The following is a 15,385-nucleotide window of genomic DNA, read 5'->3' as shown; positions in this document are numbered from 1 at the left end:
CGAGGCCGTTCGTCGCGATTCGAGGCCGTCAGGCCTCGGGTAGCCGAATCGCGCCCGCGTCCTTACGAATCAGGAACGAAGCGGCGAGCATTTGCTTGCACTGCAGCGCCAGCAGCTTGATCTCGCCGACGAATTCGGGCGGCTGCGCGCCGGCGCGTTCGACGTCCACGACCATCGTATCCAGTTCGCGCGTGAGCTGTTTCGTCGTTTCCGCTTGATCGACGGGCGGCGCCTCGCCCGTTTGCGCTCGCGCAAGATTCTCGCGCACGGACGACAGCGCGCGTTGCAGCGCCGGCGCGCCGTCGGGTTCCTGCTGCGCCACGCTGCGCAGCAACGGCGCCGCGGCGGTGATATGCGCGGCCAGCACGTGGCTTTGCACGAGCAGATCGTTCAACTCGGCGACGAACCGCTGCTGCGCCTTCGGTTCGAGCATCATGCGCCGGAACGCCTGCGCCAAATTCGCAAAGGCGATATGAACGTTCTTGCGTGCGAGCCGGTAGCGCAATTCGCGTTCGTTCGTGCCGGCCGGCTCGGGCGGCACCCCAGCCGTTGCGGCATCGGCCGACCCGGCGGCGCCGGGCGCGCCCGCACGCTGCGCATTGCCCCACCACCAAGCGCTCTCCAAGTACTGGCGCGTCGCGGCCAGCATCTCCGTAACGAGCTTGCCCATCAGCCGATATTCCCAATACGGGAACAGATGACTCGCCGCGATCGCGAGCGCGCAGCCGATGACGGTATCGATCGCCCGCTCGCCGATGATGCGCAGGCTGCCCGGGGCAAGCAGATGGAACAGCAGCAGGACGTACGACGACGTGAACACGACGCTCGCCGTGTAGTTGAACAGCAGCAAGCTGTAGCTCATCACCATCGAAACGCACATGAAGACGAGCAAAATAGGCGTCGCCTTGACGAACCAAATCAACGCGAGGCTCGCCGCGCAGCCGATCGCCGTGCCGACGATCCGCTGCGTATTGCGCTGCTTCGTGAGCGAGTAGCCCGGCTTCATGATGATGAGCGTCGTCATCACGATCCAGTAGGCGTTGGTGAGCGGCAGCAGGCGCCCGAGCCAAAACCCCACGGCCACCGCGATCGTCACGCGCAGCGCATGGCGAAAGCTGGGCGATGCCATCGTCAGGTTCGAGAAGATCTGCGGCCACGGCACGCGGCGGCCGGACAGGAATCGCATGAGCGTGTGATCGACGCGCAGCTCCGTGCGCACGGCCGGCGTTTCGCTGCCGACGCTTTTTTTCATTTTGTCGATGAGGCGCACCGCGCTCCAGAGACGCCGGAACGTGGTCGATGCGGCCGCATACGCTTCGGGGCTGCGCTCCGGCATCCCCTGCTTGCGCATGAGTTCGATCTCGTACTCGATCGCGCGTATTTCCGCCTTGGCGTGCGCGCGCGACTCGGGCCGCCGGTTCTGCAGCACGGCGAGACCGATTTCCTCGAGTTCGATCGCCGCCTTGCGGATCAGATCGCGGAAGAACAGCATCAAATCGGCATTGCCGAAGGTGCTGCGCATGAGCGGGTAATCGGTATGCGCTCCGACGAACAGCTCGTGCAGGTCCACCGTATTGATGAACAGGTTGAACAGCGTCACGCGGCGCGGATCGAGCTTGCCGCGCCGCAGCTTGGGCAGATTGCGCAAGACGATCGCGCGCGCGGCGTCCTGCATTTCGACGGCCGCCGTTTGTTTTTCCACGAGACGGGTGTAGCACTCGTCGAGGTTGGCGTCGACGTCGTAGAAATCGGCGCGGGCGAGGAGGTATTCGGCGCAGGCGAAGACGTTTTCCGCCAGTGCCTGCTTTTCCATCCGGTGTGCCTGCCACCGCGAAATGAAGGTGGCCCAGTAGGTGTACCAAAGGCCGCCCAGCAATATCCAACTGGCGTTAGTGAGCGCTTTGAGCGGGGTGAGGTGCTCCTCGAGCGTCATCACCATCATGAATAACGTCGCGAAGCTGATTTGCGGCCAGCGGTTGCCGTACACGACGGTCAACGACAGCACGAACGTCATCGCGACGACGGTGGCCCAGAGCGCGAAGACGTTGAACGTCGCGAGCCCCGTCGCCAGCGCGGCCACGAAACCCAGCACGCTGCAAACGAGCATTTCGTTGTGCTTGTACTTGAGCGGCCCGGGCATGTCGACGACGCATGCGGCGAGCGCTCCCGTGGAGATCGTGAAGCCGAGATCGGCCTGATGGAATACGACTAGGCACAGCACGACGGGCAGCGACACGCCGAGGGCGGTACGCAAGCCCCCGAAAAAATACTGGCTGTAGAGAAATTTTTCGATTTCTTTCGAATAGCGCATCGATCTCGAGGCGGGCAGCGGGAACGGGGTGCGGGGCAGGCGGCTTGCGTGGAGTCTAACGTATTTCATGCGCGCCGGGCATGGCGCGTTCGGGCCTGCGCCTTGCGCCGCGCGGCTCGGCCAACGCGCTGGCATGCCGATTCGTATTTAGGCGAAAGGCCGGGTGCGGACGCGTCGCCGCCTTTGCTATCCTGACGTTTTTCGCCGCCAGCGATGCGCGCCCGTTGGGCGGCCTCCATCTCAAGGGTTCATGCTCCAGCTTTTCTATTCGAACCGGTACGAAACGCTTGTCCAAGCGCTCGTCGAAGATCTCGCCGCCATGCCCACCGATCCGTGGACGAGCGAGGAAATCGTCGTGCCGAGCGCCGCCGTGCGTCGCCGGCTCGAACTCGAACTGGCCGCGCGCCGCGGCATCTGCGCGAACGTGAATTTCAGCTACCTCGCGCAGTGGCTCTGGGCGCAGATCGGCGGCGTTATCGAGGTGCCCGCGCATTCGCCGCTTGGGGTCGAGCGGCTTGCGTGGCGTTGCTATCGCCTGTTCGGGCAAGGCGAACACGGGCCCGACGGCGAGCCCGAGGCGCCGGTGGCGTGGCTCGATTCGCCGCGTCTGCGCAGCTATCTCGAAGCGGCCGACGCGCCGATGCGCTATGAATTGGCACGGCGAGTGGCGACCGTCTTCGATCACTATCTGACCTACCGCCCCGAATGGCTCGCCCGCTGGCAGCAAGGGCAATCGATCTTCGAGGCAGGCCCTGGCGCGATTGCGCCGTCGCGCATCGGTAGCGCAAGCGCCGCCGCGCGCGAAGACGAGCGCTGGCAGGCTGCGCTGTGGCGTGCCGTGTTGGCCGAGCTGGCGCAGGAGAACGGCGCGGGGGACACGCAGGGCGCCGCGCCGCCCGCTCATCGTTTCCTGGAACTCGTGCGGACGCTCGATCTCGACGCGGTCATGCGTGCACGGTGGCCTCAGGCTGTCAGCGTGTTCGCCTTGCCGACGATCGCGCCGCTCTATATCGCCTTGTTGCGCGAACTCTCGCGGTGGATCGACGTCCGCCTGTATGTCTTGAACCCTTGCAGGCAATTTTGGTTCGACATCGTGACCGAGAAGCGCGCGCTCGCACTCGAAGCCGCCGATTCGCTCGACTTCCACGAAGTCGGCCATCCGCTGCTGGCCGAGTGGGGGCGGCAAACGCAGGCGCACCTGCATCTGTTGCACGAACTGACGGAAGGGGCGGCGTCCAGCGAGGCGACGCGTTTCGCACAAAACGACGCGCCCAACTGGCTTGCGCGTGTGCAAAACGCCATGCTCGATTTGGAACCCGAGACCCCCGATGCCGATCTCGCCGCCCATGGGGCTTCCGATGAACGTGCCCGCGGCATCGAGGTGCACGTTTGTCATAGCCTATCGCGCCAGCTCGACGTGCTGCACGACCGGCTGCTCGCCTGGTTCGACGATTCTCGTGCGGGCGACGACGATGCACTGCCGGGTCTACGCCCGGCCGACGTGCTGGTCGTCTGTCCCGACCTGGCCGCTTGCGCGCCGCTGATCGACGCCGTATTCGGTACGCCGCGCGGCGACGAGCGCGGCCGCATCCCCTATCGCATCACGGGCCTGCCGCCGTCGCAGGCCAATCCCATCGCACGCGTATTGCTCGATTGGTTAGCGTTGGCCGAGCGCGGCGTGGCCGCGCCGGAACTCGTGGAGTGGCTGCGCGTCGAGGCGGTGGCCGCGCGATATGGCATCGATGCCGTCGCGCTCGATACGGTGCAGGGCTGGCTTGCCGCGGCCGGCGCGCGGCGCGGACTCGCCAGCGAGGCGCCGGCGGGCGGCGACGAACCGGCCGCGCATGCGCTCTCCGGTGCGCGCCACACCTTCGCCGACGCATTGACGCGCCTATTCCTCGGTTACGCGATGCCCGACGACGGCGAGCCCGTCGATGCATGGTTGCCGGTTCCCGGCGCACGCGGCGCCGATGCGCAATTGTTGGGGCGTCTCGCTTGCTTCGTCGACGATTTGTACGGCTTCGTGCGGCGTTCGCGCGAGCCAATGACCTGCGACGAATGGAGCGTGCTGTTGGCCGATGCGTTGGCGCGATCGTTCGACGCATCGCCCCCATTCGCCGATGCACTGGCGAGCGTGCGCGATGCCGTGGAGAAAGCGCTCGAGGCCATGCGCGATGGCGCGCGCGACGCAGCGGCCCCGGCCGCCGTCGTCCGCGCCGCCCTGACGGTTGCGCTCGACGACGCGGCCCACGGCGGGGTGCCGTGGGGCGGCGTGACGTTCTCGTCGCTAACGAGCCTGCGGGGCTTGCCGTATCGGGCGATCTGCCTGATCGGGATGGACGACGGCGTCTTGCCGAGCCTCGCGCGCGCGGACGAGTTCGACCTGATGGCCGTGCTGCCGCAGTTGGGCGACCGCCAGCGCCGCGCCGACGAGCGCAATCTGTTCCTCGATCTGCTGCTTGCCGCCCGAGACCGGTTGTTCGTGAGCTACACCGGACGCAGCATTCGCGACAACGCGCCCTTGCCGCCGGCCGCGCTCGTCGACGAATTGCTCGATCATCTGGCGCGCGCGAAAGCGGGCGTGGATGCGACGCCTGCCGAACTCGCCGCGGCGCGCCGCTCGTTCGTCGTCGACCATCCGCTGCAGCCGTTTTCCGCAGCGTATTTCGACGAGACCCGCGACGGCCACCTCGGCGGCCACGGGCGCACGCTGTTCACCTACGATGCCGAGCGGGCCCGTCTGGCCACGCAGTTGGCCCTCGATGCCGAACCGGTCTCGGCGCCCTTATTCGCCGGCCCGCTGCCGCCCGAGCCGGCGGAGCCCGTGTCCTTCGCCGATTTCCAGCGCTTTTGGCAACATCCGGCGCGCGCGCTGCTGCGCGAGCGGCTTGGCGTCGTGCTCGAGAAGACGCAAGGCGAGCTGCTCGAGGTCGAACCGTTCGAACTCGACTACACGGGCCGCGATGCGCTGGCCGACCGGTTGCTGCCGCGACTCATCGAGCGCGACGACGACGCCGCGCGCGCACGCGCTTGGCGCGTTGCGCAAACGAGCCCCGAGCTGCCCGCCGGCGCGACGGGCGACGTGCTCAAGCGGCGCGAACTCGGTGCGCTGGCCCGCTTGGCGGGGCAGGTGCGCGATGCTCTCGCGGGCGGTTCGGCGCGATTGACGTTCGCGTTGCAGGTAGCGCCGCGCTGGCCGGACGCGCAAGGCGTCGCGCTGTTCGGCGAACACGATGCGGCGCTGCGCGAAGCATTGGACGAAGGCGCTCCGTTGCACTTGCACGGCACCTTCAATCGCGTGACCGATGCGGGCCAAGTGCTGTTTCGCTACGCGAGCCCGAACGCGCGCGAGTATCTGAACGCGTGGCTCGCGCATTTGGCCTACTGCGCGGCTCAGCCCGATGGGCCCTGCCGCACGGTGTGGTACGGGGCCGGCGAGCGGTTCGCGTTTTCGCGCGTGACGGCGCCGCTCGATCATCTTGCGCCGCTCGTCGCGCTGTTTGCCGCGGGGCGGCGCCTGCCGTTGCGCTTCTTCCCGAAAGCCGCCTGGGCCAAGGTGAACGGGGGCGACGCCGAGGCGCTCGGCGTGTGGATCAGCGACCGCGTGCGCGGAGAATCCGACGATCCCGCGCTCGCGATCGCCTGGCGCGGGCTCGACCTCTCGTTGGACGAGGCGTTCGGAACCGTCTCGCGCATCGTGTTCGAGCCGTTGAAGGCGCATTTGACGGGAGCCGACGCATGAGCGAGCACGACCGCCTCACCGTCATCCCGTCGCCGCCCGAGCCGCTCGACGTGTTTCGATGCGAGCTGACGGGCGTCAATCAGATCGAAGCCTCGGCCGGTACCGGCAAGACTTGGAATATTTGTGCACTCTATGTGCGGCTCCTGCTCGAACGGGATTTGAACGCCGATCAAATCCTGGTCGTCACGTTCACGAAAGCGGCCACGGCCGAGCTGCACGAGCGGATTCGCGGCCGCCTTGCCGAGTTGGCCCTGGCCATCGAACTGGCCGATGAGGGCGCGGAGCTGCCGGCGGACCCGTTCGTCGCGCAACTGCTCGCGACGACGCTCGGCCCCGGCGGGCTCGATCGCGCGCTGGCCGCCAAGCGCATCCGCCGTGCGCTGTCGACGTTCGACCAAGCGGCGATCCATACGATTCACGCGTTTTGTCAGCGCGCGTTGCAAGAGGCGCCGTTCGCTGCCGCGATGCCGTTTGCATTCGAGATGGAAGCCGACGACGCGTCCCTACGCTTCGAGCTGGCTTTCGATTTCTGGCGGGAGCGCGTCGAACCCGTGGCGGCCGCCTATCCCGCATTCGCGGCGTGGCTCGTCGCGCGCGGCGCGACGCCGTTGGAACTCGATGCGCAACTGGCCCGCCGCCTGAAAAAGCCGCTTGCGCAGTTGCGCTGGGGCGCCTCGGGCGCGACGCCGCCTGCGCTCGAACCGCCGGGCGAGGACGAAGCGCGCGCGCGCTTCGATGCGGCTTGCGCACTGTGGCATGCCGAGCGCGAGACGATCGAGCGGCTGCTCGACGAGGCACAAGCGGCGCTGAAGCAAACCACTCACAAGCCCGAGGCCGTGCGCGCGGCGCTCGATGCGTGGGGCCGGTATTTCGGGCAAGACGATTGCCATGCGGTGCCCGCGCGCGAGGCATTGAAGCTGACCGCAACGGCGCTCGCCAAGGCGACCAAAGTGAAGTTCGCGCCGCCCGAGCATCCCTTCTTCGTGCTGGCCGACACGCTCGCCGAGGCTGCCGAGGCGCTCGACGCCGCGCATCGCAGGCGTTGGCTCGCGCTGCTCGCCCTATGGCTCGACGAAGCGCCGCCCGCGCTGGCCGCGATGAAGCGCACGCGCCGGCTCGCGTCGTTCGACGACTTGCTCGCCAATCTGCACGGCGCGCTCGGCGAGCATCCTTGGTTGGCGCAGACATTGCGCGCGCGATATCCGGCCGCGCTGATCGACGAGTTCCAAGACACGGACCCGCTGCAGTTCGCGATCTTCGAGCGGATCTTCGCGGGGCCGGGCAGCGACGGCCAAGCGGGGCCGCTCTTTCTCGTGGGCGATCCGAAGCAAGCGATCTACAGCTTTCGCGCCGCCGATCTGCATACGTACCTGGCCGCGCGGCACGCGGCCACGGCGCGTTACACGCTCGCCGTCAACCAGCGTTCGACGGCTGCGCTCGTTGCCGCGTGCAATCGCATCTTCGGTGCTAATCCGCGCGCGTTCGTGCTCGAAGGACTCGACTACGCGCCGGTGCAGGCGGCCGATCGTGCGCGCGCGCCGCTGCTCGATCGAGACGACCCCGCGCGCGGGCAAGGCGCCGACGGTGCGCTGCGCGTTTGGATGCTACCGGCGGGCGAAGCGCCGTTCCTCAAACGCGAGGCGCAGCGATCGGCGGCCGAGGCGTGCGCGCAAGAAATCGTGCGCCTGCTGCGCGGCGCACGCGAGGGCGGCGTCGCGCTCGGGAAGGCGCCGCTGGCGCCGGCCGACATCGCCGTGCTCGTCCGCACGCACAAGCAGGGCAGCTTGATGAAGCGCGTGCTCGCCGCGTGGGGCGTGGGCAGCGTCGAACTCGCGCAGTCCTCCGTGTTCGCGACGCTCGATGCCGAGCAGCTCGAACGCGTCCTCTCGGCCGTGGATGCGCCCGGTGATTTGCGTCGCTTGAGGGCGGCGCTGGCGGCCGATTGGTTCGGACTCGATGCCGCGGCGCTGGCGCGTCTGGCGCAGCTCGCCGATGCCCCCGTGCAGGCGCACGCCGACGAAGCGACGGCTTGGGTCGAGCGCTTCTCCCGTTACCGGTCGCTGTGGCTCGAACGCGGTTTCGCGACGATGTGGAGGACCATGGCGCGCGAACTTGCCGTGGGCGAGCGGCTGATCGCGGGCCGGGACGGCGAACGGCGCTTAACGGACATTAACCACCTGGCCGAACTGGCGGCCGCGCGCTCGGCCGTTCATCCCGGCATCACGCCGACACTGCGTTGGCTGTCCGGGGAGCGCGCCAGGGGCGGCGGCGAGGAAGCGCAACTGCGGCTCGAATCCGATCGCGATCTGGTCCAGATCGTGACGGTCCACAAGTCGAAGGGACTCGAATACGCCGTCGTGTTTTGCCCGTTCCTAGGCGACGGCGCACGCATGACCGGCTCGAGCACGGGGTTGCCCGATGCGAGCGAGTATCACGAGCAAACGCCGGCGGGCGCGCGTGCCGTGCTTCACTACGGCTGCGAGGGCGCCGAGGCCGAGCGTGCGCAGGCCGAAGCCGCACGCGAGGAAGCGGCCGAGCGCGCACGGCTCGTCTACGTTGCGCTCACGCGAGCGGTTCATCGGTGCTACCTCGTCGCGGGCTTGTACGTGTCCTCGCGTTCGACGAAGGAGTCGCGCCGCAGCGTGCTCAATTGGCTCGTGGCGGGCGACGGACGCCCGTTCGAAGCATGGGCCGACGATCCGCCCGACGATCGCGCGATCGAAGCGGCATGGGGCGCGCTAGCCGATGCGACGATCACGCTCGCGCCGTTGCCGGCGCCGGGCGCGCGCGCGCCGCTCCCGCGCGAGACGGCGTCCGGCAAGCGCTTGACGGCACGCAAGCCGCATCGGCCGCTCACAGAGAGTTGGCGCATCGCTAGCTTCAGCTCGCTGGCAGCCGCGGGCGCCCGGCATGCGAACGACACGGCCGACGACGAACCGAGGCCCGATCACGACGCACTTGCCGCCGCGCAGTTGGAGGCGAGCCCCAGGACCGAGCCGGTTGGTTCGCCGCAGCCCGCTCAGCCTGCGCAGCTTGCTCAGCCTGCACACGGCGCCGCCGAGCTGCGCGAAGCCGACGATATTCTGGCCTTCCCGCGCGGGGCGACAGCGGGCGAATGTCTGCACCGGATGTTCGAATTGGCCGATTTCTCCGAGCCTGCCACATGGCCCGCCGCGATCGAGCGCGCGCTGCGCGAGCGGCCTGTCGCGACCGACGCGGAAACGGCGGCGCGGATGCCGGCGATGATGGCGCGGCTGATCGCCGACGTGACGGCCGTGGAAGTGGCGCCCGGCATGACGCTCGCGGCGCTCGATCCGGCGCGTCGTCTCACGGAATGGCCGTTTCTGTTCGCGTCGCCCGCGCTCGAGTTGTCCGCGTTGCGAGCATTGCTGGCGCGTCACGGCTATCCCGACGTGGCGCTCGAGGCCGGCCTGCTCGCGGGCTACGTGAAAGGGTTCATCGATTTAGTGGTCGAGCACGAGGGCCGGTTTTGGATCATCGATTGGAAGTCGAATCATCTGGGCGCAAATGCAGCCGATTACGGCGCGACCGCGCTCGAAGCTGCGATGGCGCACCATGCCTACCATTTGCAAGCGTTGCTTTATACGGTTGCGCTGCATCGCTACCTGAAGGCGCGCCGTCCGGGTTACGACTACGATGTCCACATGGGCGGCTACAGCTATCTGTTCGTCCGCGGTGTGCGGCCCGCCTGGCGAGACGGGGCGGTGCCCGCTGGCGTGCACGCGCGCAAGCCGGCGCGCGAATTGATCGAGGCACTCGATGCGCTCGTGAGCGCGGGGCAGATATCGTGAGCCTTGTCTACCCGAGGAGGCTCGCATGAGTACGACCGCGGCGTCGTCGCGTCCCGGTCTCGCGCGCGAAAGCGGCGAATTCGGCGCTGCGCTGGCGGAAGGATTCGCGCGTCGTCTCGGCGCCTTGGCCGGGCGATTGGGTGCCGATCCCGTTGCCGTGACCTGGGCGCGTCGCGCCGCATTCGCGGCGAGTCGCGCAACGGACGCGGGCCACGTTTGCGTCTCGCTCGCGCGGCTGGCCGAGCGCTACGGTGCAACGCTCGATACGGCCGCTGCGGCGCTACGCGCAAGCGGCGTCGTCTCGGACGGCTCGGAGGATGCCGCGGCGTTGCGGCCGCTCGTCGTCGATGGTGACGGTCGCCTTTATCTCGCTCGCTATTACGACGACGAACGGCGGCTTGCGGCGGCCGTCGTGGGCCACGCGGGTGCACCCGCCGCGCCGGCTGCGACCGCCGACGAGCCGGCGGCTCGCGCGCAGCAGGCCGAGGCCGCCATGCTCGAAGCGCGCCTGGCGCGCTTTTTCGGTCCGCCCGACGCAAGCGAAGTCGATTGGCAACGCGCGGCGGCCGCCTTGGCGTTATCGGGCCGGCTGACCATCGTGAGCGGTGGGCCCGGCACCGGCAAGACGACGACGGTCGTCGGCATGCTTGCCTGTCTGCTCGATGCGCATCCCGCACTGACCATCGCCTTGGCCGCGCCGACCGGCAAGGCGGCGCAGCGTATGCAGGAGGCGTTGCTCGCGCGCGCGGCCAGCTTGCCGGACGAGATCGCGGCACGGTTGCCGCGTACCTCGCAGACGTTGCACCGCCTGCTTGGCCTTGGACGAGGCACGCGTGCGCGCTATGGCCCGGACAATCCATTGCCGTACGACGTGCTAGTGATCGACGAAGCATCGATGATCGATGTGGCGTTGGCCGCGCAACTGTTCGACGCGCTCGCACCGGAGACGCGTCTCGTGCTGCTCGGCGACAAGGATCAGCTCGCGGCGGTCGAAGCGGGCGCTGTCTTCGCCGAACTCAGCGCCTGTCCTTCGTATAGCGACGCCGGCATCGCACGGATCGCGCGTGCAACCGGTGTCGATACGTTGCGCGTCCGAGCAGCATTACCGCGCCCCGAGCGCGGCGCGAGCACGCACGGCGCGGATCCTTCCATCGTCGATACGCTGAGCGGCGACGACGAAGCGTTTGCCCTGTTCGACGAACTCGAACCGGCCGGCGCGATCGACGACGATTGGGCGTGGACGGGGCTCGAGGAGCCCGATGTCGGCTATGCCGGCGACGGTGCGTCGAGCGAACGCGGCGAGCCGCATTTCGCAGGTGGCGACGAGCCGGGCGAAGCGTATGCGAGCGGAACGACGCGCGCGAAGCCGGAAGACGCTCGCTCGCCGTCGGCGTCCGGGTCTGCGCCGGCGCCGCTCGTCGATTGCGTGGTTTGGCTGGAACGCAACTACCGCTTCGGGCTCGACTCTGCCATCGGCCGGCTGTCGTTGGCGATTCGACGCGGCGACGTGGATGCCGCGCTCGATTCGCTCGGGGCGACGCTTTCCGCCGAGCCCGACCTGTTCGCGGCACACGATCCCGTCGATGCGGTGCCGGGCCGAGAGCGGCCGGCCGTGCTCGACGAGGATGCCGGGCAGTCGTTGGCGCCCCGGACGCTCGAGCGTCTCGCGCGCGGCTTCGCACCTTACGTCGAGGCATTGACGGCGGCGCTCGCGCAGCCGCAACCCGATTGCGCGCCGTTGTTCGATGCCTTGAACACGTTTCGCATCCTTTGCGCCACTCGGCTCGGCGCGCGCGGGGTGGAAGCGCTGAATGCGCAGATGGCCGATTTCGTGCGGCGGGCGGCGCGCGTCCCGCTGCTGGTCGGCACGAATTGGTTTGCCGGGCGCGCGGTGATGGTGGCGCGCAACGACTATGCGTTGGGCTTATTCAATGGCGACATCGGCATTGCGCTGCCCACGCGCGAAGGGCAATTGCGCGTCTACTTCCGCGCGGCCGACGGCGGCACGAGGGCCGTGACGCCCGCGGCGCTGCCGCCGCACGATACGGCGTTCGCGCTGACGGTGCATAAGTCGCAAGGCTCCGAATTCGATCACGCGGCGCTTGTCTTGCCTGCATCGAAGAGCCGCGTGCTGGCACGCGAACTCGTCTACACGGCGATTACCCGCGCGCGCAAGACGGTGCGGATCGTGGGTGCGCGCGACGTGCTCGCCAGCGCGATCGCCACGCCCACGCGGCGCGACTCGGGATTGTTTGCCCGCATGCAGGAGGCGCAATGACGTTGCGGTATCGTGTGTTACCCGAAGAAGTGGAGTTGACGGCCGTCCGCGCTCAGGGCGCAGGCGGGCAGAATGTCAACAAAGTATCGAGCGCAATCCACCTGCGCTTCGACATCCGTGCTTCGTCGCTGCCCGAGGCGTTGAAGATGAGGTTGCTCGCGCTCGACGATCGCCGCGTGACGCGCGAAGGCGTGGTCGTCATCAAGGCGCAGGAATACCGGACCCAGGAGATGAACCGGACGGCGGCGATTGCGCGCCTAGAGGAATTGATCGCCAGTGTCAGCGTGACGCGCCGTGCGCGGATTCCGACGCGGCCGACGCGTGCATCGACCGTACGGCGCCTCGACAGCAAGACGCGTCGTTCGGGCGTGAAGGCCGGGCGCGGGCGCGTGGTCGAATGAGTCAGGCCATGCGTCGAACCGGAGCGCCGCTCGCTTAATCGTCGCTCGCGGACGGCGTTTGTACGCTCGCGACGAAGTCGACACAGAACACTTCCAATCCGCCGCCTCGCTCGATCGTCACGGCGGCCGTGTAGCAATCCTTGCCTTCGGTGAGCGAGTAGTGCGGCCCCATGACGGCGACGCGCCCGGGGGCGGCCAGCGCACGCTTGAAATAGGCTCTCCTGGACCAGTTGCTGGCCGTGTCGGGAAAGAGCGGGGCCATGCGGGGGGCTTCCGAGCGCGGTTCCGCGGCAATCGACGGGCGATGCTGATCGCCATGCCGGTCGACGACGAACACACGCCGCGCCCAAGGGCTGCGGAACGTATGTTGCGCGGCCAGCGAGAGATCGTCGGTGGCTTTATAGGTTCGCGCGCCGCCGAGCACGGCTTCCTCGACGCTGCCGAATTCGACGGGCATTCCCGGCAGCGCGGCCGAGCGCGCATGAAAGCGCTGCCACATCGATTCGATGCGAGCGGGCGCATCGGCGCAGGCGTGCGCGACGGACATATTCGGCCGGCCGAGCCAAAAGCCTTGGACGAAATCGACGTCGGCCTCCATCAGTGTCAACAGCTCGTCTTCCGTTTCGACACCTTCGCCGAGCACCATCGTGCCCGCGCGGTGCAGCATCGTCACCAATTGCGTGGCGAACTGGGAGTCGGCATTCGGCGTCGCGATGCGCGAGACCAAGGATCGGTCGAGCTTGACGATATCGGGGCGCATGCGCCAAATCCGATCGAAGTTAGAAAAGCCGGTACCGAAATCGTCGATGGCGATCAACAGATCGCGTTCGCGCATCGCGTCGACCATCCGGTCGAAGTTGGACTCGTCGGTACTCGGTTGTTCGATCAATTCGATGACCAGCCGATGATGCGGGATGCCGAAGTGATCGCACAGATCGTCGGTGAACGCTCGGTGATTCGGCGTCACGCGCAGCAATTGGGGCAGCGCGTTGACGAAGAGCCATCCTGTTTCGACGTTTTGCTCGGCGAAATTCGCGAAATGCACGCAGCGCGCGAGCCGTTCGAGCGCGAGCGCCGGGCCCGTCGCTTTGGCGCGCGCGAATAGCCGGTCGGGGGCGATGGCTTGTCCGTCCGCCTGGGTGGCCCGCAGCAAAGCCTCATAGCCGACCACGCGCTTGTGCGTAATCGAGACGACCGGCTGGAAGGCGCTGCGCAGCGTCACGCCCTGATAGACGATGTGCCACCCGCGGCTATCGCGCGCGAGGTGCGGCAAGATGCCGGCGAGCGTTAGATCGCGTTTGGACGACATGACAAGCGACGCCCGTCCCCGCGCGGTGGACGCACGCGGTGGACGCCGCGCCAGACGCGGGAAGAGATCGTGCCGGTCTCGCACGGCGAGCCGCTCGACCGGTAGCGAACGAAAAGACGAGGCATGCCGAGGCTGGTCCATATGACGAAAGGGCAGTGTAACAAAGTGTGGGCTGAAGAAACGAGCCCAGCGTAAGACCGCGCCAGGATGGACGAACGTTCGGTGACAGACCGACGGCGGGAAGATGAGGGGGCGTAACGGCGCCGAGCGTGGGCCGCCGTACTTTCGGCGGGGCGGGAACAGCGTGTGCGCTAGGGTCTGCCCGGAGGCGCAACGATCGCGCGCCCGGGCGGCAGCAGGCTATGCTTGCCGTTGACGGATGCCCGGAATGCGCTTGATGACGCCGGTGGCCAGTGCGGTGCCGACGAGGACGATCGCGCAGCCCTCGATCATGCCCGCGTTGACCTGCTCGTTCAGGAACAACGCGCCCCAGAGGATCCCGAAGACAGGGATCACGAACGTCACCGTGATCGCGCGCGCCGGCCCGGCGACATTGATCAAATGGAAGAAGATGAGATAGGCGATGCCGGTGCATGCTACACCGAGGCTTAGCACCGCGCCCCAAGCGTGCAGCGAGACATGGGCCGACGGCCAGGTGGCGATTGCGAACGGAATCAGCGCAAGACTGCCGCCGATCATGCTGCCCGTGGCGATCGTCAACGAATCGACGCCGGTCAAGTGGCGCTTCGTGTAATTGGCGGCGATCCCGTAGAGCAAGGCCGCACCGGTGGCGGCGAGCGCGGCGAGCGCCGTGGCGAGCGCCGAGGGTGCGAGGGCGCCGTGCGGCTCCGCAATTTGGCCCCACACGAGCGAGACCACGCCCGAAAACCCGATGAGCATGCCGAGCGTGCGCAGCGGCGTCAGACGATCCTTCAGCCAGACGAAGGCCACGAGCGCACCCCAAAGCGGGGTCGTGGCATTGATCACCGAGGTCAAGCCGGCGGAGAGCGTGAGTTCGGCGAACGCGAACAGGCAAAACGGGGCGGCCGAATTCAACACGCCGACGACGAATAGCGGCAACGCCTTCGCGCGCAACGTTGCGAACGACGCGCGCGGCGTGCCGCGCACGGCGAGCATAAGGACGAGCACGATCGCGCCGATCGAGACGCGCAGCGCCATCAGCGGCGCAACGCCGAACTCGGCAACCCCGACGCGAATAAACAGGAAGGACGCGCCCCATAGTGCGGCGAGCACGAGCAATTGGACGATGTGGCTAGGTTTCATTGGCGGTCTCGAGCGGCAAGCGTGTTTGACGTCTTATTCAGGAGGGTTTCGGATAACCGAAACGCATGGTATCACCGGGTCTTCGATCGATATTTCAGCGCGAGATGAAACGGCAAGCACCGGGAGATAACGGGCCGGTCAATGGCAGAAATCGACCGTCGATGGGTCGGACGGCGAACCGGTAGCCAAGGCGGAAGTCAGGCACAAGAGAGGGCGCATCGACGAAAAAAAGGGACGCGAGCGCGTCC

At 67.7% G+C, this 15,385-nt stretch carries 7 protein-coding genes; 4 read left to right on the top strand and 3 right to left on the bottom strand.

Features of this window, described 5'->3' with window-relative positions; genetic code table 11:
• Positions 1 to 28: 28 nt before the first annotated feature.
• A complete protein-coding gene (locus tag ACTHN9_RS25545; RefSeq protein ID WP_440539604.1) occupies positions 29 to 2,311 on the bottom strand; it encodes an FUSC family protein in 2,283 nt (760 codons plus the stop codon).
• A 250-nt stretch (positions 2,312 to 2,561) separates the two neighbouring features.
• On the opposite strand from ACTHN9_RS25545, the gene recC reads away from it, so the two are divergent.
• From recC to arfB, 4 genes are read left to right on the top strand one after another with little or no spacing between them, the layout of a single operon-like run.
• On the top strand, positions 2,562 to 6,053 hold the full coding sequence (recC, locus tag ACTHN9_RS25540) for an exodeoxyribonuclease V subunit gamma (RefSeq protein WP_440539603.1): 3,492 nt from the start codon (positions 2,562 to 2,564) through the stop codon (positions 6,051 to 6,053).
• Positions 6,050 to 9,865, top strand: a complete 3,816-nt coding sequence (recB, locus tag ACTHN9_RS25535) for an exodeoxyribonuclease V subunit beta (RefSeq protein ID WP_440539602.1) — start codon at positions 6,050 to 6,052, stop codon at positions 9,863 to 9,865. Before recC ends, recB begins: the two co-directional genes overlap by 4 nt.
• Positions 9,866 to 9,890: 25 nt before the next feature.
• On the top strand, positions 9,891 to 12,143 hold the full coding sequence (locus tag ACTHN9_RS25530; RefSeq protein WP_440539601.1) for an AAA family ATPase: 2,253 nt from the start codon (positions 9,891 to 9,893) through the stop codon (positions 12,141 to 12,143).
• Positions 12,140 to 12,544, top strand: a complete 405-nt coding sequence (gene arfB, locus ACTHN9_RS25525) for an alternative ribosome rescue aminoacyl-tRNA hydrolase ArfB (protein WP_440539600.1) — start codon at positions 12,140 to 12,142, stop codon at positions 12,542 to 12,544. The genes ACTHN9_RS25530 and arfB overlap by 4 nt, the downstream gene beginning before the upstream one ends.
• A gap of 34 nt (positions 12,545 to 12,578) precedes the next feature.
• Here arfB and ACTHN9_RS25520 read toward each other — a convergent pair whose 3' ends face one another.
• Both ACTHN9_RS25520 and ACTHN9_RS25515 read right to left on the bottom strand, forming a co-directional pair.
• Positions 12,579 to 13,853, bottom strand: coding sequence for a sensor domain-containing phosphodiesterase (locus ACTHN9_RS25520; RefSeq protein ID WP_440539599.1), 1,275 nt, complete (start codon positions 13,851 to 13,853; stop codon positions 12,579 to 12,581).
• Positions 13,854 to 14,213: 360 nt separating this feature from the next.
• Positions 14,214 to 15,137, bottom strand: coding sequence for a DMT family transporter (locus tag ACTHN9_RS25515; protein ID WP_440539598.1), 924 nt, complete (start codon positions 15,135 to 15,137; stop codon positions 14,214 to 14,216).
• Between the last annotated feature and the right edge of the window lie 248 nt (positions 15,138 to 15,385).

This window comes from Trinickia sp. (assembly GCF_051953405.1).
GTDB lineage: Bacteria > Pseudomonadota > Gammaproteobacteria > Burkholderiales > Burkholderiaceae > Trinickia.
The sequence above is the reverse complement of the archived record's forward strand: the minus strand, read 5'-3'. Positions and strand labels throughout refer to the sequence as shown.

What these genes read in the sequence shown, in the direction of transcription:
- ACTHN9_RS25545 (WP_440539604.1), bottom strand. Translation starts at nt 2,311, where the DNA reads ATGCGCTATTCGAAAGAAATCGAAAAATTTCTCTACAGCCAGTATTTT.
- recC (WP_440539603.1), top strand. Translation starts at nt 2,562, where the DNA reads ATGCTCCAGCTTTTCTATTCGAACCGGTACGAAACGCTTGTCCAAGCG.
- recB (WP_440539602.1), top strand. Translation starts at nt 6,050, where the DNA reads ATGAGCGAGCACGACCGCCTCACCGTCATCCCGTCGCCGCCCGAGCCG.
- ACTHN9_RS25530 (WP_440539601.1), top strand. Translation starts at nt 9,891, where the DNA reads ATGAGTACGACCGCGGCGTCGTCGCGTCCCGGTCTCGCGCGCGAAAGC.
- arfB (WP_440539600.1), top strand. Translation starts at nt 12,140, where the DNA reads ATGACGTTGCGGTATCGTGTGTTACCCGAAGAAGTGGAGTTGACGGCC.
- ACTHN9_RS25520 (WP_440539599.1), bottom strand. Translation starts at nt 13,853, where the DNA reads ATGTCGTCCAAACGCGATCTAACGCTCGCCGGCATCTTGCCGCACCTC.
- ACTHN9_RS25515 (WP_440539598.1), bottom strand. Translation starts at nt 15,137, where the DNA reads ATGAAACCTAGCCACATCGTCCAATTGCTCGTGCTCGCCGCACTATGG.